Source organism: Alkaliphilus serpentinus (assembly GCF_009017255.1).
Lineage (GTDB): Bacteria > Bacillota > Clostridia > Peptostreptococcales > Natronincolaceae > Alkaliphilus_D > Alkaliphilus_D serpentinus.
In genome coordinates, this window is sequence record NZ_WBZB01000004.1 from 159,130 (window position 1) to 178,123 (window position 18,994).

Below are 18,994 nucleotides of genomic sequence, written 5' to 3' on the forward strand. Positions count from 1 at the left end.
CACCCCTATCCTTTATATATATTATAACAAATAAAGAATACCAAGGTAGAAGAATTTAAGTTTTGCTCATCTTAATTCAACACCTAGGTATTCCACTTTAATCCCTAATCATTAGTTGTTAGCCTTTGCACCCTCTTGTTGTTCATGCTTTCCAAACAAACTCTTACCCAACTCTTGAGGCAAAATGATATTAAGAACTAATGCTACTATACAAGCTATTACTATACCTGAACCTCCGAAAATTAACCTAACGGATTCTGGAAAGTGTTGTAAAGCATTAGGAACTGAAGTTACACCCAAACCAAGGGCTAATGCTAAACCTACAGTTAAAAGATTTCTTTGATTTAACTCAGATTTACTTATAAGTGCAATACCGGTAACAGCTATCATGGAGAACATTACAATTGTAGCTCCCCCTAAAACTGATTGAGGAATTGTAGTTACTAAAGCTCCTAGCTTCGGAAACAATCCTGCAATAATTAAAAAGCTTGCACCTAAAGCTACTACGAACCTGCTCATAACTCCAGTTAAGGATATTAAACCAACATTTTGACTATAAGAGGTATTAGGGAGGGCTCCAAAGATTGCTGCAAAGGAGCTTCCAAGACCATTAGATATGATTCCACCTGATAGCTCACGGTCAGTAGCTTCTCGGCCTGCTCCACCCATTGTAATACCTGAAATATCTCCAACTGTCTCTACAGTTGTGACTATATACATAATGAGCATTGCTGCAATTGCCTCCCAATGGAAGGTCATTCCGAAAACTAAGGGCTTGGGCAATGAAAACCAGCCGGCTTGAGCAACTGCATCAAAGCTTACTTTCCCAAAGGCTAACGCAACTATATATCCAACAATTATTCCGATAAGTATTGCGGCCATACTACTGAAGCCTTTTGTAAATTGTCTAAAGTACACAACTGTGATTAAAACAACAAAGGCAATAAATAGGTTAGTAAAAGAGCCAAAATCTGCTGCCCCGGCTCCACCAGCCATAGCCGTTATCCCCGTTGGCAATAGAGATAGTCCTATTGTTAACAATACGGTCCCTGTAACCAATGGAGGGAAGAATTTACGAAGAGGCTTTAAAAATAAACCTAAAATTCCGCAGAAGAAACCCCCAACAAATTGAGCACCTAATATACCCGCCAATCCAAAGGATTTTCCAATGGCAATACATGTTGGTAAAAAACCAAAACTCGTTCCCATTACTATAGGTAGTTTAGCCCCAATTCTTCCGATTGGATACAATTGTATCATAGTTACAATACCAGCAACAAACATTGCATATTGAATAAGCATTGTCTTCTGTGCAACATCAAATCCTAATAAACCGGCAATAATAATTGGAACCGTTACATTCCCAACAAACATTGCCAAGATATGTTGCATACCTAAGGGAATAGCTTCCCTCAATGGTGGTTTGCCATCCAGCTCATATACAGAGGTGTCATTAGTTTTACGAATCTTCTTTTCGATTTTCATTTTTCTTCCCCCTTTAATTTGTTAAATCAATACTTACTGATTAATTTTTAACCCACCTCCTGAAGAACTTAGTTATTGTTGTACTTAGAGAAAATAAAAAAGGTCAGCACAAAAGAATTTTTCATTCCTTTATACTGACCTATTAAAGACTAACAGAACTTGCTTTCTTTAATTATTGTCATTGCCTTATTAAGTTGTAATTTTTCTCCGTGATAGTCTATAGAATCTATATCTATGACGGTTTTATTAGCTTAAATACAGTATAGCATATAGACTATTAAAAAATCAACTAAAAAAATGAAAACGTTATCTTATCCATATTATGGAGGGAATCTGCCTCAAACTCCAACAATTTGCAATCACTTCCCACAATATCACCAATGGATTTTTCAAGAATGGTTTTGTATTCCCGATATAAAAGACTCCTATTATAATCAACGAGGCTGTAATTCTTTCTATTGGCTATTAAGCTAGCTTCATAAACCGTCAACACTCCTAAAGCCTTAGCGGTTATCTCATTTCCTTGTATGAAGGCTTGAACATATTGGGGCCCTTTGCCGGTATAGCTCTTAATAAAATAGGCAATTTCGCTGGCAACCTTTTTTTCTAGTTCAATTTTTTCCTCTTTACTAAGTACATAGATATTATTTACAATGGTTTTATTCATCTTCTCCTTCAAAATGTTGGCTGCTAATTCCTTCATAGCATCAATTAAAGTATTGGTATCTACAGGCTTTACCACATATTTAACAATCCCCAAATCCACTGCTTGTAAAATAGTTTCACTATCGGAAAGGGCAGAAATAATGATTACTGGTGTATTGCCCCCAATATTTCTGATCATCTTTACCATCTCTAAGCCATCCATAAGGGGCATTTTTAAATCCGTTATAATTAAATCTGGATTACGCTCTTTATATATAGCCAACCCCTCTTGGCCATTTTCACAGCAATACAGCTTACCTACCCTGCGTTTAAGAAATTTCGAAAGCTCTCCTCTGGTAAATTCTTCATCCTCTACATATAATAGCTGTAAATTACATAGTAAATTATCCAATTTCTCCTTACTCACCTTACTCCCCCCCTACTCGGTGGTATCTCAAGTCTCAATAAGAGGCCATTTTGTTGGTTTTTCCAATAAATTACACCCTTCATATTGTTCTCAATAATCATTTTAGTGATGTATAAGCCTAGACCGGTACCTTTACCCTCATTCTTGGTTGTAAAATAAATTTCAAATATTCTTTCTCCTATAGATGGATCAATTCCCCCTCCATTATCCCATATCTCGATTATTGACCTATCCTTTTCTATATCTATAGATATTCTAATTTCCTTATTTTGCATAGCACCGTTACTTAAAGCATCGATTGAGTTGCTGATAATATTAAATATAGCCTGAGAGAATTGATTACCATACCCGTATACAACAGCATCAGCGTTTTTTTTCAAATCAACATGAATACTATTAAACTTCAAATTTTCCTCCAATAGCTCTAGCACACTGATAATACTATCATATATATTAAAGTAATCCATATTGGTTTGAGGCTTAAGAAAGTAGCGAAAGTCGTCAATTGTCTCTGACATCTTTGTGATTAATTTTTTCGATCTCTCAATAGAGGAATTTAAGTAATCCCCATCTAATTCATTGTGTCTATAGGAATCTTCAATATTAGCCAATACTAAACCCAAGTTATTTAAAGGCTGTCTCCATTGATGGGCTATGTTTGCAATCATCTCCCCCATAGCAGCCAGTTTAGCCTGATAAATGATCAAGGCTTCCTTTTTTTGATTCTCCTTTAACTCCCTTTGAACCATGATTTCCAACTGTCTCATGGTGTTTTTTGCAGTTATATGAATGACTAAAAGTATTACTAAAAAAATTGCTGTAGCTACTGAGAATATAAGCAAAAAAGCATCTTGTCTTTCCCTTCTTTGATTTTCTATTCTCTCGTAATCAAATATAAATTCATCCCAGTTAATTTCCTCTTTTAATAAATCTAACTTAAGTAATGCATCCTCCATTGCAGCCCATCTATGGGGGTTAATATTTCCAATCTCAACCACGGGATAGAGGGTATAGGCTTCTACCCTTTCAGCCTGAAATTTATTAAATTCATAGTAATTCCTATGGGTTCTGCCGACGGTTTCTCCATATTCTTCAACCATTCTTTTAATAATTTCTTCAGGATTCTCAAGGGCATATACCCACCCCTTTAAGCTTGCCCTCTTAAAGGCCTCCACCATCTCTGGTTTTGAATCAGCTAATGTCTTCCTTGTGAACAAAGAATCTCCATAAAAATCTATTCCATAGTCTATAGGCCTAATAACCTTTAAATCCACATCGGCTTTTTCAGCATAATAAGAAATTGTCCCCAAATAACCTGGAATCACATCAAATCTATATAAGGTAAGGTCCTTTATTGAAAAATCCAAATCCTCATCATAAACCTCCAACTGATCTGGATTTATCCCTTCTTTTAACAGCATTGCTTGAAGCTCAATATCCAGTAAATCATTTTTTCTTCTCGCAGTATTTAAATCAACTAAATCTACTAGAGAGTAAAAGGGGGTTTCCTCCAGCATATAAAATTCAACAGGACTCCGTTGAAAAATTGAAGCCACTATTGAAAACTCATAACCTTGGTTTCTGGCTATAAGGGTGTCCACAGCTCCCACACCAAAATGCGCCCTACCTTCAGCCACCTCTTGGGTTGCATAGTGTATTTTTCTATCCTCAGAAAATCCAGGCAAAATCTCTACTTCTAGGCCTTCTTCTTCATAGAAACCTAGCCAATTGGCTGCATAATAACCAGCAAATTGAAATTGGTGATCCCATCGTAGCTGTAGGGTAACCTTTTCAGGTGCTTTTCCATAAACTGTCCCCATTTCTACAAAGAAAATGGTAAATATAATTGTTAAATTTAATAACCCTTTCCAACACCATACATTAATCCTTTTGTTTTCCATAATGTCACCCTAACGGTTTTTATTCATTCATGAACTATAGCTTTCTATAGGAACCAACATAATGGGTAGTTTTATTATTCTCATCCGTAATTCCTCTAATAGTAAGCAGTACCCTTATTTTCAGTCCTCTTTTGCTTATATTGGTTATCTCACCCCTCCACTCACCCTTTGTTTGAAGTTCCTTCCACATATCCCTATAGAAGCTATCCTCATAGTATCCAGATTTCAGTATATTGGTTTTCTTACCAATCACATCAATTAAAGAGTAGCCTGTTATTTTTATAAAGGCATTATTAACCCATGTAATGTTTCCATCGGCATCAGTCAAAATCAATCCCTCAGAGCTATACTCTAAGATCTTTCTAAATGTATTTAGCTGCCTCTCACTGGCCTTTTTAGCTGTTATATCTAAATAAATAATATAGGCACCGACAATGGCATTATGGCTCACTATTGGATAGCAGATAATTTCTACATATAATAATTTGCCATCCTTTCTTCTTCTTATTCCCTCCTGCTTGATGATTTCTCCTTGATAGAGTAATTGGATATTTCTAACAACTTGCTTTTCGGAGTCAATAGTGGATACAAATTCTGCAATATGTCCATCCTTTACATCCTCAAGATAATACTGAAAGAGATTGGTAAAGTTGCGATTGATATTAACGATTTTTTGATCCTTATTTAGTATTGCAACAGCATCAGGGGAATCAAAAAATAAGGTGTCAAACATCAGCTTCTGACTTCTTATCTCTGAAACATCATGTATAATAGAAAACAATAAAGACTCATTGTCAATTTCTATAGGAAAGCTGTGAACCTCAACATCCCTTAATTCACCATTGGCTAACCTATGGGTAAACTCGAAACAGTTTCGATCTTCTTTTTTAGCTCTAATCATTTCCTCCTTAACTTCCTTCTCACTGAGGGTATTAATCTCAGCAATCTTCATACTAAGAAGTTCTTCTTCAGAATAGCCATAATATTCAATTGTAGCCCTATTGACTTTAACAATTCTTCCTGTCATAGAGTTTATTAATAGCATCACCGATTTATTGTTCTCAAATAATAGCTGATAAATCTTATTCTTTTCAGCCAGCTGATTCTTAATCTTTTCTTGATGATCAATATCGAAAATAACCGCAAACAAAAGGCCATTTCTATTGGTGATACGAATATCTGTAACAAAGCTGTGGCCATTTTTTTTAAGATGGGTCCACTGAAATTCTATTGGTTTTTCACTAATAAGGGCTTTGTCTACTATATCCTTTCCCTTTTCATTAGAATACCTTCCATCGGGCTGGAGCTCCGGAGATAGCTCATAGGGGCCTAATCCTATTACCTCTACTTTTTTTTCATAACCAAATAACTGCAGAGCAGCTGAATTGCAGTCTATGATTTTATAATCCTTTATAACGTATAGGGCAGATGGAAATACTTCAATCAAATCGTCAAAATCTAATTTATATTGATCTAACTTATCAATCATTTTATCATCCTCATTTCCAGTCTAATACTTTAATTATATATCCTTCACTAAAAATTATAAAGTATTTGACAAACAAAGTAGCAAAAAGTTGGTTTTATGTATTTACTGTCTATTTATATCGGGTATAGTGTTATTGATTAGAAGAAGGCTAGTTACAAGAAGAAATAGGCTTAAGTGAAATATCTGCTATTGTAGGGTGTTGAAAAATATGGTAACCTAATGAGGTAGTTTCCATTGTAACAGAAAATTCTAATAAGGGAGATCACAAAGGGATGTCCCTTTCTATTTGAGGTCTATGACCTCTTCTTAAGGAGGATCTATGAGAAAAAGTAAAATAATTCAGATACTAAAAGATAATTTTGGAAGAATTCCTAAATTGGAATATAAACCAGGGGATATGGATGGTATTAAAAAGTATTATGAACATAGGCTCAATCATGATAAGGATGAATTTTTAATTGATGATCTTACATGGAATGATTTGAATATGGATGATGTTTACAAGAGAATGAATCTTGGATTATCTACTTCGGGAGAACACTACCTGTACTATACCTTAAGGAGCCCCGCCATCAATGCAGAAACCTATAGGGAGCGTCAAAATTTAATTGATGTGGTTGAGGAGGATGAAGGTTTAAGAAGGGACCTTAGTGTTATTTTGTATAAGCTTGGCAGAGAAAGGGTGGCCAACATCTGTGAGGTTTTTAAATCCAATACCTCTGCTCCCTCCAAACTGGCCTTGTACTTGTTTCTGGTTTTAGGCTTGCTCACCTGTCTTATCGCTTTTTCCTATACTAAAATGGCCATCCCTCCCCTAATTTTTTTTGCCATTGTAAACCCTCTAATAAGAGAATGTATGCGAAAAGACATCTATAAAGATGTCGTTACGGTTAATTATGCCGCTGCAATGGTTCTAGCTGCTTATAAGATTAGTAAAATAAACCATAGTAAGCTAAAGGAAATTATAAAGCCCATGATAGAAACCGTTCATAAGCTAAAAGCCATCATCAGAGTTGGTGATGTTAGCATTACCTCTGGTAATGATGTTTTAGAAATACTATCCAGTTGGTTGATGGTTGACCTTATCACCTACGAGTACTTGAAAAAGAAGCTTGCTAAGAACCATGATGATATATTCCTAATTCATGAATATCTTGGCAAGGTTGATACAGCCATTGCTGTTGCATCCTTTAGAAGGAGTGTTGAGGATTATTCCGTCCCCAGCATCGATTTTAGCTCTAACACTAAATCCTATTTAAAGGCCAAAGGCCTAAGGCATCCCCTAGTCAAGGATTGTGTTCCAAATGATTTGATTATGATAAATTCTATACTAGTTACTGGCTCTAATGCCTCTGGTAAATCAACCTATATTAAAACCGTTGGAATAAATTTATTACTAAGTCAAAGTATTTGTACTGCCATTGCAGATGACTATACAGGAACTCCCCTAAGACTCTACTCCTCTATGGCCATAAAGGATGATTTAGAGGCTGGCGAAAGCTATTACATAGCCGAAATTAAATCCCTTAAGCGAATTGTAGAGGCTTCTAAGGATCATCGCAATATATTATGTATCATTGACGAGATTTTAAGGGGCACCAATACCATAGAAAGAATAGCTGCCTCAAGCGAAGTATTAAAAACCCTAGCGAAAAGGTCTGTGTTATGTCTTGCTGCCACCCATGACCTTGAGCTTTGTCAGCTTTTATCTCAATATTATCGTCAGGTTCATTTTCAAGAGGAGATTTTAGCAGGGGAAATGCTTTTTGATTATAAGCTTAGGGAAGGGCCAACCACCAGTAGGAATGCCATAAAGCTCCTAAGTATTATGGGCTTTGAGGATGCTATTATACAACAGGCAGATAACCGAGCTAAGGTCTATATGGAAGAGGGTAAGTGGCAATAACAAACAGAACAAGGTTTTTATTAAATAAAAAAACACTCTAATAGGAGTGTTTATAATGAAATAGCGAGCAAATCTATAAGCCGAGTTCTGTATTTGACGGTCATCTGTCTAGGCCGGCTGTTGCCAGACGGCTCAAGCAACCTACCACGGGACACGACGGGCAGCCGCTTTTTTGTCCCTACTTGGTCTTGCTCCAGGTGGGGTTTACATAGCCAGCTAGTCACCTAGCTGCTGGTGAGCTCTTACCTCACCTTTCCACCCTTACCTACTAGAAGTTAGAAGTCGGAAAGCAGTAGCCTGAAATGAACGATTTCTTTAAAGCTTTTCCCTTAAATCTGGCTTCTGATCTCTGACCTCTAACCTCTAGTGGCGGTATCTCTCTGTTGCACTTTCCTTGGAGTCACCTCCACTGGGTATTACCCAGCACCCTGCCCTATGGAGCTCGGACTTTCCTCGTTGGCAATAAATGCCCCCGCGACCATCTGATTTACTCACTATATTTACTTTTCTCTGTCACGAGATATAATCTTATCACAATAATCGTCATCTGTCAAAATGCAAATTCTGTAAATGAGTTAAATCATCTTACCCTCGATCCATAGCTTCATTGGCTAATTTATCAGCCTTTTTATTTTGCTCTCTTCTTATATGTTCTATTTTAAAACTATTAAAGTCTTTAATCAAGGGCTTAATCATGTTATATAAGGGAATTAATCCCTCATTTTTCACCTTATATTCTCCCTTAATTTGCTTAACCACCAGCTCACTATCTAAATAGCAGGTTATATCCGTAATGCCCATATCAAGGGCTACCTCCAGCCCCCTGCTTAAGGCTTTATATTCAGCCACGTTATTGGTTTGAACACCAAGGAACTGACTGATTTCCTTAATTGGATTTCCTGCCTCATCTTCAATTAATACTCCAATTCCGGCAGTCCCAGGATTACCCCTAGCTCCACCATCGCTATACATGATAGCCTTCATTTGAAAACACCTCCATTAGAAATGATGAATTATGAATGTTGAATGTTGAATGTTGAATGTTGAATGTTGAATGATTGAAAAATTTACATGAATGCAAATTTCTTTTATTCTAAATCATTTTTTACAACCTTTTTTAATTCTTCATAATTTTTTTATTTCATAAAATAGCTTCGGTTAATCGAAGCCTCCTTAATTCAACATTTAACATTAAACATTTAACATTTATAATCTTTATCTATAAGATTTGAAAGGGATTACTATAAACCTGTGATGGAATAACCACCACTTGGATTTTTTTATGTACTAATGTATTTTGAAGATATTCAGTAACCATTTCAATAAAGGGGATTTCGGATTCATAGTGACCAATATCAATTATATTGAGTCCATGGTCTAAGGCCATCTGGGCATCATGAAACTTAATATCACCGGTTATCAGACAATCACATTTGGCCTTAATGGCGGCCTTTATGTAATCTCCACCACTTCCGTTGACAACAGCAACTTTTACAATATTGCTATTTACATCACCAGCCACCTTAACCTTATCTAAGTTTAAAGAGGCCTTTATTCCCTCAACAAACAGAGATAAAAGCATCGAATTTTCTAAAGTAGCAATCCTCCCTGCTCCATTTAGCCTTCCTTCATTATGCAAGGGATAAATATCATAGGCAACCTCTTCGTAGGGGTGGGACCTTAATATTTCATTTAATACCACTGTTAAATCCTTTTCCCTCACAATTGCTTCAAGCTTTACCTCCTCAACCCTTTCAAGCTGACCCTTGTTGCCTATAAAGGGTTGGCTACCTTCTAAGGGCTTAAAGGTACCTATTCCCGAGGTTCTAAAGCTACAATGACTATAATTTCCGATATGTCCACCCCCAGCTGCTGCCATTGCCTCCGCCAATACCTCGGTATAGCTGGTGGGAACAAATACAGCCAGCTTATAGAGTTTTTCAACATCTTCTATATCTAAAATGGTTGTATTGGATAGTCCAAGTTTATATACAATATAATCATTTAACCCCCCATCGACAATATCTATATTGGTGTGGGAGACATAAATAGATATATTATTCTTGATAGCTTTAGAAATAATTTTGCCCTTAACATCCTCCTCAGAGATCTTTGCCATTGCCTTGAAAATCAACGGATGATGGGCTATGATCATATTGGCTCCTACTTCTATTGCTTCATCTATAACAGCCTCATTCACATCTAGACAGACTAATACCTTCTTTAAACGATGATTTAAGCTACCCACCTGAAGTCCTACATTATCCCAAGACATGGACTCTTTACTGGGGGCAAAGGTTTCCATCAAATCTACTATTTCTTTAACCCTCGTAGACACAATAACACCTCCTGAATCTTATTGAATTTTTCCATAGTGGCTTTATATTTTACTATAACCTCCTCTGAGTCTCTATTCTTCACCTGTTGAATTATATCCTCTAATATTCTCAATTTAACCAATAAAAACTCTTTGGCAAGGGGTAAGGGGTTTTGGTATATTTGAAAACCTATTTCAAAGAAGATTTCATCCTCCACCACCTGGTGGCCCCTTGTAACCCTTAAAACCTCATATATCTTGTGATCTTCCTTAACTAGGTTGTCCTCTTCTATTTTATAACCCTTATCAACAAGATAGGCCCTCAGCTGCTCCTGGGCCTGCATCGGCTGCAGTATAAAGGTATTGACTGTCTTTGTAACATCAGGGCACCTATCCAGCAACTCAGCAATTAACAATCCACCCATCCCAGCAATAATTATGGTATCCACCTCATTAGGCTTTAAAACCTCTAGTCCACTTCCTAGCCTAGTAATGATTTTATCCTCTAGTCCATTGAACTTTATATTTTCCATTGCAGACTGGAGGGGCTTTTTATTTACATCACTGGCAATAACCATGGGGCAGATTTTGTTTTTAACTAAATATATTGAAATATAACCATGATCCGTTCCAATATCCGCTACTATGGAAGATTTAGGTACCATTTCAGCTATTTTTTTAAGCCTTGGTGTAAGTTTTACCTGCATAAATAGAACTCCTTTATTAAAAAATATATGTAACCAATGTTGAATGTTAAATGTTAAATGTTAAATTAATGTTGGATTTTCCTTTGCCCATCTAAGCAAATAAAGATTACATTTAACTAAAATTAGTCTATAATTGATTTCTTTATCGGTTATCTTGTATTTATTATCTAGTTTTTATTTCTTTTACTTTAATCATATGAATTTCTTCGATGTATCGAAGATTCAATAATTCAACATTTAACATTCAACATTCAACATCTACATTAAAGGGAGGTTTTATCATTGACTGATAAAAAAAGAAAAAAAGTTACACCCCCTGAAGATATGATTAGGTTTCAATGGGGTGGAAGAACTCAGGAATGGGAAGAAGAAGCTGATCAAATCATGCATATCCTACAGGACCAAGTAGACGAAGAAGAAACTGAAAAGGAGAAAAAGAAAAAAATTGAGTATGCTAAGGAAAAAAAATACTGGTAGCTTCCTTAAAATATTAAAATAATAGATTCGCCAAGGCGAATCTAATTTTTTTTAATATTTATTAAGCTTATTCAAGATAATCCTTTAGCTTCTTACTTCTACTTGGATGTCTAAGCTTTCTTAATGCTTTGGCTTCTATCTGTCTGATACGTTCCCTAGTTACATCAAATTTCTTACCAACCTCTTCTAGGGTTCTAGCTCTACCATCATCTAAGCCAAAACGAAGTCGAAGAACTTTCTGCTCCCTAGGTGTTAGGGTATCTAATACCTCAATTAACTGCTCCTTTAACAATGAAAATGCAGCTGCTTCAGCTGGAGCAGGAGCATCATCATCTGGTATAAAATCGCCTAAATGGCTATCCTCTTCCTCCCCAATAGGTGTTTCTAGGGAGACTGGCTCCTGAGCAATTTTTAAAATTTCTCGAACTTTGTCTTCTGAAAGATCCATTTCTTTTGCGATTTCTTCGGGTTTAGGCTCTCTTCCTAGCTCCTGAAGGAGTTGACGGGAAACTCTAATAAGCTTATTGATGGTTTCAACCATATGAACTGGTATTCTTATAGTTCTAGCTTGATCAGCAATTGCTCTTGTTATAGCTTGACGAATCCACCAGGTGGCATAGGTACTAAACTTGAATCCCTTTCGGAAGTCAAACTTTTCAACAGCTTTGATGAGTCCTAGATTACCCTCTTGAATAAGATCTAGAAAAAGCATTCCTCTACCTACATAACGTTTGGCAATACTAACTACTAGTCTAAGGTTGGCCTCTACTAAACGTTTCTTGGCATCTTCATCTCCAGCTTCCATTCTTTTTGCCAACAGGATTTCTTCCTCACCTGACAGCAATGGAACCTTTCCGATTTCCTTTAAATACATTCTTACAGGATCATCAATATTTACACCCTTAAGTAAAGCTACATCATCCTCTAGGTTCTCCTCGGGTATAACTTCACCATCAATATCTGGTTCATCAATATCTATGTCTTCTTTATCTCCTACAATATCAATCCCCATCGTTGCCAAATGGTCGTATATTTCATCAACTTGGTCTTTATCTAAGATAATATCCTCTAAAGCATCCATTACTTCTGAGTAGGTAACCATTCCTCTTTTCTTGCCTTTTTCAATCAGTTTTACTACTGATTCTTTTTTGTTTTCCTGTGGATTACTCATTTTGTCCCCTCCTTTCCTTAAAGCTGTAGCTTCTGTATCTCTGAGTTTAATCTCATAATTTCAACACCAATTTTTAGCAATTCCTTCTCGACCTCTTCCTTATTTAATTTATTCTCTCTAGTCAATTGATCTTGTTGTTGATGTAATTGTTTTATTTGATATAAGAGCTTGAATTTTTTAAGATTACTAATATATTTTGCCAAAGCCTTTTCTATATCAATATGCTCAATATCTGTATTATATATTTCTTTAATGTCAGCCTCCATATCTGGAAATTGATTTTCCAATGTAACTCTATCAGGAGCCTGGTCATTATTGATTAAATAATTGGCTAATATCTGATGTTTTCCAATTGAAAAGTCCTCTGGGTTTAGTTTGTTTTTGAAAAAAGGTATAATGTTATCTTGTGTAAGCATTGCCTTTAGCAATTGTTTTTCAGCAACAATGTGACCTTTACCTTCAACTGGTGTTATGGCTTCTATATATTTATTATCTCTTTTGTTTATATAACTATACTTTTGATTATTGTCAAGGCCTTTTTTCCTTTGCCTACCATAAATTTCTAAAAAAATGGTATCTTCATTAATCCCTGTTTCTTTTTGAATTTTATTGATATATACTTCCCTTTCAACAGGACTGCTGATATCTCTCATGATTTTTGCTAATTCTTTAATGAACTTAATTTTGCCTTCTGCCTCGGTTAAATTGTGTTTTCTTTTTGCTAAAATAATCTTATAATCTATAAGACTTATTGCTGAGTCAATTTGTTCCTTAAAAACCTTGCTTCCATTTTCTCTTAGATAGTCATCTGGATCTAGTTCATCTGGTATAATTAAGACTCGTGAATTTAAATCAACTTCTTTGAATATTTCCAGACTTCTAAGGGTTGCCTTTTCTCCTGCCTCATCTCCATCAAAGCAGATAATCACTTCATTGCAATACTTTTTAAGTTTTATAGCATGTCCCTTTGTTAAAGAAGTACCTAAAGTTGCTACACAATTTTTAAAGCCATACTGATGAAGGGCAATTACATCCATATATCCTTCTACCAGAATCATTCTATTATCGGTTATGTTTTTTCTTGCTATATTTAAAGCATATAATGTATCGCTTTTATTAAAAACTGGGGTTTCAGGTGAATTTAAGTATTTGGGTAGACTATTATCCATAACTCTTCCCCCAAAGGCTATTACATTACCCCTTGCATCAAATATTGGAAAAATAATTCTATTTCTAAAGCGATCATAATATTCTTTTTTCTCTTTTTTAGGTACGATTAAGCCTGATAGAAGAATTCGGTCTTCTTTATATCCTGCTTTTTTCAAATATTTAAGTAGGTCATCCCATGAGTGGGGTGCATATCCAAGGCCAAAGGATTTCATAACTTCTTGGCTGATTCCTCTTTCCTTTAGATATTCCTTAGCATTATTCCCCTTCTTCTTCAGATTTAAATAAAAAAATCTAGCTGCTTCTCTATTAATATCATACAATTCCAACCTTTGTTGAAGTAGCTGCTTATCTTTTTCAGATATATTCATCTCGGGAAGGGGGATGTTAGCCCTTTGGGCTAGAAGCTTTACAGCCTCAATAAAATCAATATTTTCTATTTTCATAACAAAGTTGATAACATTTCCACCTTCTCCACATCCAAAACACTTATATATTTGTTTTTGTGGATTAATCATAAAGGATGGAGTTTTCTCTCTATGAAAGGGGCAAAGGGCCTTATAATTAGCACCCGAAGCTTTAATAGATATATAATTAGATATAACATTTGATATATCGCTGCTGGCTTTAACATCTTCAATAAACTCTTCAGGAAAAAGATTTCCCATATATACCACCTAATTTTTATTTACTTTTAATACTATTATAGTTCGGTTTTCATTAATAAAGTCCTTCTATTTAGTAGTGATTTGGTTAATTTTTTGCAAAAAATTATCTAGAACCGTTGAAAAACGATTATTATCAGACTTCTTCCTTTTTGAAGGTCCTTTTATCCTTCCTCCGGCTGCTAAAACCTTCTGATGAAAATGTCTCTTCTCTAAAAGCTCTTCTATATTTTCATTGGTATAAAAATCTCCCCAAGGGTTGAGGGCATAACCACCTCTTCCTAATACAATTGCAGCTAAACCAGTATCTGCAGTAACTACCAAATCATCCTTACCCATATAGTTAACGATAGCCATATCCGCTGCCTGAGGAGAATTATCAACGACGATTCTCTTAACATAGGAGTCCTCGTCACGGGGTATATGGCTAATACTATGGATGAAAATTGTATCAATTTCATATTTTTTACACAGCTTAATGATAATATCCTTAACAGGACAAGCATCTGCATCAACAATAACTTTCATTTTAATAACCCTTCTTTATAGCATGGTGAATTTTATTCGACATAAATCTTCTTAAATCCTTCCAATACATGAAAAAAAATATATTCTGATAATTCAATAGAAGGTAGTTTTTTACTTTGGTGATGGAACAAATTTGCTTTGAAAAAGCCTTATAGCATAGGCATCTGTGGCTCCTGCAATACAGTCTGTAACAACCCGTTTCAAATCATCTACCGATAGTCTCTTGATATATTCTAATGGCATTTCATTTGGATTAGATGAAAAATAATCAAATAGCGTTCTCACAATAAAGGTTGCCTTTTCCTTTTCTCTTAGGCAAATTTCCCCATTATAAACATTTTTAAACATGAACTCCCTTAAATTTAGTGTAGCCTCCTTTAGTTGTTGGCTCTGATAAATTTCAATTGGTTTTCCATTCTGTAGAGCTTCAGAGGTTTCATATATAATGTCCTTTACGAAGGTATTAATCCTTTTGCTATGGGTGTCCCCTAAAATCCTAATAAAGCTATGGGGAATGTCGGTTTCCTTCAAAATTCCTGCACTAATGCTATCTTGAATGTCATGGCATAAATAGGTTATAGTATCTATAAGCTTAACCAGCTTCCCTTCTAATGTGACAGGAGAAACTTTTCCTGTATGATTTAGGATTCCATCCCTTACCTCATAGGTTAAATTCAAGCCCCTATCATCCCCTTCTAATATATCTATTACCCTTAAACTCTGGTGATTATGCTTAAAATCTCCAGTTATATTATGAAGCACCTCTTCTCCACTATGGCCAAAGCAGGTATGTCCAAGATCATGTCCTAAAGCGACGGCCTCCACTAAATCTTCATTTAGCCTTAAGGCCCTTGCAATGGTTCGGGCTATTTGGCTAACCTCTAGGGTATGGCTTAATCTTGTTCTAAAAAAATCATCCTTTACAATGAATACCTGAGTTTTTTCCTTAAGGGCACGGAAGGATTTTGAATGGATTATTCGATCGCGATCTCTTTGATAGGCTGTTCTTATTTCACATTCTTCCTCTTGAAGCTTACGTCCCTTTGAATTTACACTTAATTGAGCATATTCAGAAAGATACTCACCTTCCATTTTCTCTGTCTGATTTCTAAGATTTTCCATATACTCTTCAAATCCCTTCACAAAGTTCTTACTATATATATACTCCCTTTAGGCAAAAAAAACCTTCTTATGACCGAACATTTTTTCTATTTATTACCTACTGTTAACATTTATCAGAATTTTATACAGTTGAATAGGGGTAATCTATGAAAAATAGCGATTTATGGCCAGTTAAGACCTAATTAATCAGCAATTTTATATTAAGAAATCATTCTCCTATAGGGATTAATGCCTCTAGATAAAATCGGTAGCCCCATAAAATTCTCAATATCATAGATATTAAAAGAAAAAGGATTTGAAGCAACTTCAAATCCTTTTTGCATTATATAACTATCCCTGACTCCTTAAGGCCGCCTGGGCAGCGGCTAACAAAACAGACCATTTACTATTTTTACTATTATGATACACTTTTAAAGTACTAAGCTCATAAGTTGAGTAAATAATTATTTCCTTCAGGCAGAAAACTAGTTATCCACCATCAACCCTTCTACTATATGCAACTTTACCCTATTAGTGTTCTATGGCCTATGAGAAACCAAAACAACGAGGCGTTAGCGTGATGTTCCGTTGTCGCCATCAGCAGTTTTACTGCTATCATAAGTTTCTAATTTAATTATATCTTCTTTAGCGTTTTAAACCCTATACTTTCAAACATTTGTACCCTCTCCTCTAGGGCATGAATAAACACTACAGCTGCCCACTTTTCTTTAGCTATCCTTAATGTCTCCTTCAAGGTTAATTCTAATAAATAACCCTCCTCGTTAACTGCACCAAGACAGCATACTCCATAGGTCTCTTCTTCTATTTGAATCAAGGCTGAAACAGAAACAGTCTACCCATTTTTTATTCCTGACAAAGGAATTATTGAAGGTCGCTCCTTTGATGTCTCTTGAAGAATCCTTGTACTAAATAACTCATTAGTTGTTTTATCCATTTCATAAATCCTAGATACCGTATCACACAGATAAACACTTTTTAACTACTTCATACGTTGAAGGCACACCATCAAAGGATATTACAGATAATATACTTTAACGCTTTAACCAAGTCACATAACAACTCTATATCCACATTGTTCATTGATCCTTTGGCGTATGTGTAATGTTCATAACAACATCTCTCCATAAAATTCACTGAGTTAATTTGTTTATACTTAGGGAATTCTAGGTTTCCTTTGACTCAATCATCATTTGAAGTTGTACAATTACTTCCTCAGCGTTCTCTAAAGTCTCTATTAATGTTGTGATCCACCGATCAGTAGCACTAATTATGTCTTCTTCTAGAGATGGAGTATCAATTATTTCTTTAACATCACTGCCCTTTCCCTCATCAATATACTTAAACATACGAAGTATAGACATCATACTATAATTAGCATTTCTTAGAGTACGGATGACTTTTAGACGTCTAATTTCATAAGCACCATAGATTCTATAGTTATTACTGGGGCTCCTAGGAACCTTAATTAGCCCATTTCTTTCCCAGTCTCTTAGAACATCTATGGAGATATTTAGTGAGTTAGCAACATTTTTTCTTTTTATATACGTTTCTTCCTCTACTATTGATTCATCTTTTAGCCATTTAGATATTATTTCCAATGCTTCTTCAGCCTTAGTTAATTCATTTTGAATATGAGTTGTATAGTCATAGGCCATATCTAAAGCCTTTTTTAGCTCCCCTTGTGCCGCCTTCTTTACAATGGCTGTAGCTAAACTTCGTATGTTACCCTCTATAAAATCACATCTTAGAGCTATTCTTGCAAGATGCATCTGCTCTAAATGATCTTCTGTATAGAGGCGGTACCCTTTACAGTTTCTAGAAACTGGTTGTAGCAATTTCCATTTTTCATACAACCTTACTGTATTGGGATGAACGCAAACCAAATTGGCAATCTCTGACGTCTTATAATGCTTCATGATAAAACCTCCTTACAGAATCTCATTTGTAAACAGATATTTCATAGAATTTCGTGGTAATTTATGGTGAATTTAAAAATAATTTTGTAGAAATTTTATAGTAATTCATTCGTATTAGTTCTATTAATACTTTTCCTGTGATTTCTGTAATTACTTTTAAAAACAAGGTTGAAATTTCATTAGCCATGTCGTCAACAGTAGTTTTATCTTTTCTATAGAGTATTTTTATTCCATTTTCCCTGCACTCTGTTTCTATTTGCCGATTCATTAAGACATTGGTGTCTAAAAACTTACTCCACTTTTCCTGGGGTGATGGTAGCTGTAAAATCATTTCTTTCATTGGCTGTCTTTCTTTACAATCCTCCCATATTCTAATGCAAAGATCATCTTCAATCTTGATACAGCATATTTGATGTGCATCTAGCACTCTTGCAAGGATTGCTGGATTTGTTATACCTCCATCTACTAATATAGCTTTGTCCCGATCTATTTCTTGTACATCCTCAGAAAACAAACTTAATTGTTCAACAGTTAAAGCAACATTAAATTCGTTATTTTCTTCCCATGAAGAAAAAGATAGGGCCCAATTCAATGGATTTTCAGCAAAAAACCATTCCCTACTTGCGGGATGTAGTTCCTTCGAATACCTTCTTATATACTTGTCAAAAATATATTCATCCAAATCATAGTATAACATTTTAAATTTTGAAGCAATTGTCTTGCCAACTGTACTTTTCCCTGAACAAGAACCCCCAACAATCCAGAAGATATTTTTTCGATTTTTTAGTACCTTGCGGGCTTCATTCAATAAACTTTCATTAAGATGATATCTCACATATATACCCCCCTTTTATATAATTAGTCAGCTATTTAATTATACTTTTATATGCAACCCTGGTGGTTTACTGGAGGGTTAAAAAAAGCGCTATTATTTATGGTATGGTTCATCATTATTAAACCTTAATAAGTCTAATGATTCAATAATATAATCAATTCCAATCTGATTACATTTCTATGTAAGACATTAATAAAATAGGGTATTAAGCTTAAAGTCATTAATGAAATCAAGCT

The 18,994-nt window shown here is 35.2% G+C and carries 17 protein-coding genes and 1 other RNA gene; 2 read left to right on the forward strand and 16 right to left on the reverse strand.

Annotation, left to right across the window (positions count from 1 at the left end; all coding sequences use genetic code 11):
• Nucleotides 1–111: 111 nt before the first annotated feature.
• From F8153_RS01375 to F8153_RS01390, 4 genes are all read right to left on the reverse strand, one after another.
• Nucleotides 112–1,485 (reverse strand): uracil-xanthine permease family protein, encoded by a 1,374-nt coding sequence (locus F8153_RS01375; RefSeq protein ID WP_151864552.1) that lies wholly within the window; start codon nucleotides 1,483–1,485, stop codon nucleotides 112–114.
• Nucleotides 1,486–1,774: 289 nt separating this feature from the next.
• Complete coding sequence (locus F8153_RS01380) at nucleotides 1,775–2,557, reverse strand: Na-translocating system protein MpsC family protein (protein ID WP_151864553.1); 783 nt, start codon at nucleotides 2,555–2,557, stop codon at nucleotides 1,775–1,777.
• Nucleotides 2,554–4,458, reverse strand: coding sequence for an ABC transporter substrate-binding protein (locus F8153_RS01385; RefSeq protein ID WP_151864554.1), 1,905 nt, complete (start codon nucleotides 4,456–4,458; stop codon nucleotides 2,554–2,556). Before F8153_RS01385 ends, F8153_RS01380 begins: the two co-directional genes overlap by 4 nt.
• Nucleotides 4,459–4,492: 34 nt before the next feature.
• Nucleotides 4,493–5,947: a PAS domain-containing protein gene (locus F8153_RS01390; RefSeq protein WP_151864555.1), complete on the reverse strand. Its 1,455-nt coding sequence runs from the start codon at nucleotides 5,945–5,947 to the stop codon at nucleotides 4,493–4,495.
• A gap of 319 nt (nucleotides 5,948–6,266) precedes the next feature.
• On the opposite strand from F8153_RS01390, the gene F8153_RS01395 reads away from it, so the two are divergent.
• Entirely contained in the window at nucleotides 6,267–7,853 is a 1,587-nt protein-coding gene (locus F8153_RS01395; protein WP_151864556.1) for a MutS-related protein, read from the forward strand.
• A 60-nt stretch (nucleotides 7,854–7,913) separates the two neighbouring features.
• Here F8153_RS01395 and rnpB read toward each other — a convergent pair.
• From rnpB to F8153_RS01415, 4 genes are all read right to left on the reverse strand, one after another.
• Nucleotides 7,914–8,347, reverse strand: an RNA gene (rnpB, locus tag F8153_RS01400) — RNase P RNA component class A.
• A gap of 91 nt (nucleotides 8,348–8,438) precedes the next feature.
• Nucleotides 8,439–8,837: a ribonuclease HI family protein gene (locus F8153_RS01405; protein WP_151864557.1), complete on the reverse strand. Its 399-nt coding sequence runs from the start codon at nucleotides 8,835–8,837 to the stop codon at nucleotides 8,439–8,441.
• 235 nt (nucleotides 8,838–9,072) lie between these two features.
• Nucleotides 9,073–10,191 carry a Nif3-like dinuclear metal center hexameric protein gene (locus tag F8153_RS01410; protein ID WP_151864558.1) on the reverse strand — a complete coding sequence of 373 codons (1,119 nt, stop codon included), beginning with the start codon at nucleotides 10,189–10,191 and terminating at the stop codon, nucleotides 9,073–9,075.
• Nucleotides 10,167–10,877, reverse strand: a complete 711-nt coding sequence (locus F8153_RS01415; protein ID WP_151864559.1) for a tRNA (adenine(22)-N(1))-methyltransferase — start codon at nucleotides 10,875–10,877, stop codon at nucleotides 10,167–10,169. Before F8153_RS01415 ends, F8153_RS01410 begins: the two co-directional genes overlap by 25 nt.
• 282 nt (nucleotides 10,878–11,159) lie before the next feature.
• Between F8153_RS01415 and F8153_RS01420 the strand changes: the two genes are divergently transcribed.
• Nucleotides 11,160–11,354, forward strand: coding sequence for a hypothetical protein (locus tag F8153_RS01420; RefSeq protein ID WP_151864560.1), 195 nt, complete (start codon nucleotides 11,160–11,162; stop codon nucleotides 11,352–11,354).
• 67 nt (nucleotides 11,355–11,421) lie between these two features.
• On the opposite strand, the gene rpoD is transcribed toward F8153_RS01420, so the two are convergent.
• From rpoD to F8153_RS01455, 8 genes are all read right to left on the reverse strand, one after another.
• Nucleotides 11,422–12,525: an RNA polymerase sigma factor RpoD gene (gene rpoD, locus F8153_RS01425; protein ID WP_151864561.1), complete on the reverse strand. Its 1,104-nt coding sequence runs from the start codon at nucleotides 12,523–12,525 to the stop codon at nucleotides 11,422–11,424.
• Between the two features lie 17 nt (nucleotides 12,526–12,542).
• Entirely contained in the window at nucleotides 12,543–14,360 is a 1,818-nt protein-coding gene (gene dnaG, locus F8153_RS01430; RefSeq protein WP_151864562.1) for a DNA primase, read from the reverse strand.
• Nucleotides 14,361–14,426: 66 nt separating this feature from the next.
• Nucleotides 14,427–14,885: a YaiI/YqxD family protein gene (locus F8153_RS01435; RefSeq protein ID WP_151864563.1), complete on the reverse strand. Its 459-nt coding sequence runs from the start codon at nucleotides 14,883–14,885 to the stop codon at nucleotides 14,427–14,429.
• Between the two features lie 111 nt (nucleotides 14,886–14,996).
• Nucleotides 14,997–16,007 carry a deoxyguanosinetriphosphate triphosphohydrolase gene (locus F8153_RS01440; protein ID WP_151864592.1) on the reverse strand — a complete coding sequence of 337 codons (1,011 nt, stop codon included), beginning with the start codon at nucleotides 16,005–16,007 and terminating at the stop codon, nucleotides 14,997–14,999.
• Nucleotides 16,008–16,207: 200 nt separating this feature from the next.
• A complete protein-coding gene (locus F8153_RS16510) occupies nucleotides 16,208–16,330 on the reverse strand; it encodes a hypothetical protein (protein ID WP_279237100.1) in 123 nt (40 codons plus the stop codon).
• 290 nt (nucleotides 16,331–16,620) lie between these two features.
• Nucleotides 16,621–16,821, reverse strand: coding sequence for a hypothetical protein (locus F8153_RS01445; RefSeq protein WP_151864564.1), 201 nt, complete (start codon nucleotides 16,819–16,821; stop codon nucleotides 16,621–16,623).
• A gap of 349 nt (nucleotides 16,822–17,170) precedes the next feature.
• Nucleotides 17,171–17,923 (reverse strand): MerR family transcriptional regulator, encoded by a 753-nt coding sequence (locus tag F8153_RS01450; RefSeq protein ID WP_151864565.1) that lies wholly within the window; start codon nucleotides 17,921–17,923, stop codon nucleotides 17,171–17,173.
• A 61-nt stretch (nucleotides 17,924–17,984) separates the two neighbouring features.
• Entirely contained in the window at nucleotides 17,985–18,758 is a 774-nt protein-coding gene (locus tag F8153_RS01455; RefSeq protein ID WP_192929601.1) for a shikimate kinase, read from the reverse strand.
• Nucleotides 18,759–18,994: the final 236 nt, after the last annotated feature.

Coding starts and splice junctions, on each gene's coding strand:
- F8153_RS01375 (WP_151864552.1), bottom strand. CDS start 1,485: ATGAAAATCGAAAAGAAGATTCGTAAAACTAATGACACCTCTGTATAT.
- F8153_RS01385 (WP_151864554.1), bottom strand. CDS start 4,458: ATGGAAAACAAAAGGATTAATGTATGGTGTTGGAAAGGGTTATTAAAT.
- F8153_RS01390 (WP_151864555.1), bottom strand. CDS start 5,947: ATGATTGATAAGTTAGATCAATATAAATTAGATTTTGACGATTTGATT.
- F8153_RS01395 (WP_151864556.1), top strand. CDS start 6,267: ATGAGAAAAAGTAAAATAATTCAGATACTAAAAGATAATTTTGGAAGA.
- F8153_RS01405 (WP_151864557.1), bottom strand. CDS start 8,837: ATGAAGGCTATCATGTATAGCGATGGTGGAGCTAGGGGTAATCCTGGG.
- F8153_RS01415 (WP_151864559.1), bottom strand. CDS start 10,877: ATGCAGGTAAAACTTACACCAAGGCTTAAAAAAATAGCTGAAATGGTA.
- rpoD (WP_151864561.1), bottom strand. CDS start 12,525: ATGAGTAATCCACAGGAAAACAAAAAAGAATCAGTAGTAAAACTGATT.
- dnaG (WP_151864562.1), bottom strand. CDS start 14,360: ATGGGAAATCTTTTTCCTGAAGAGTTTATTGAAGATGTTAAAGCCAGC.
- F8153_RS01435 (WP_151864563.1), bottom strand. CDS start 14,885: ATGAAAGTTATTGTTGATGCAGATGCTTGTCCTGTTAAGGATATTATC.
- F8153_RS01440 (WP_151864592.1), bottom strand. CDS start 16,007: ATGGAAAATCTTAGAAATCAGACAGAGAAAATGGAAGGTGAGTATCTT.
- F8153_RS16510 (WP_279237100.1), bottom strand. CDS start 16,330: ATGCAAAAAGGATTTGAAGTTGCTTCAAATCCTTTTTCTTTTAATATC.
- F8153_RS01450 (WP_151864565.1), bottom strand. CDS start 17,923: ATGAAGCATTATAAGACGTCAGAGATTGCCAATTTGGTTTGCGTTCAT.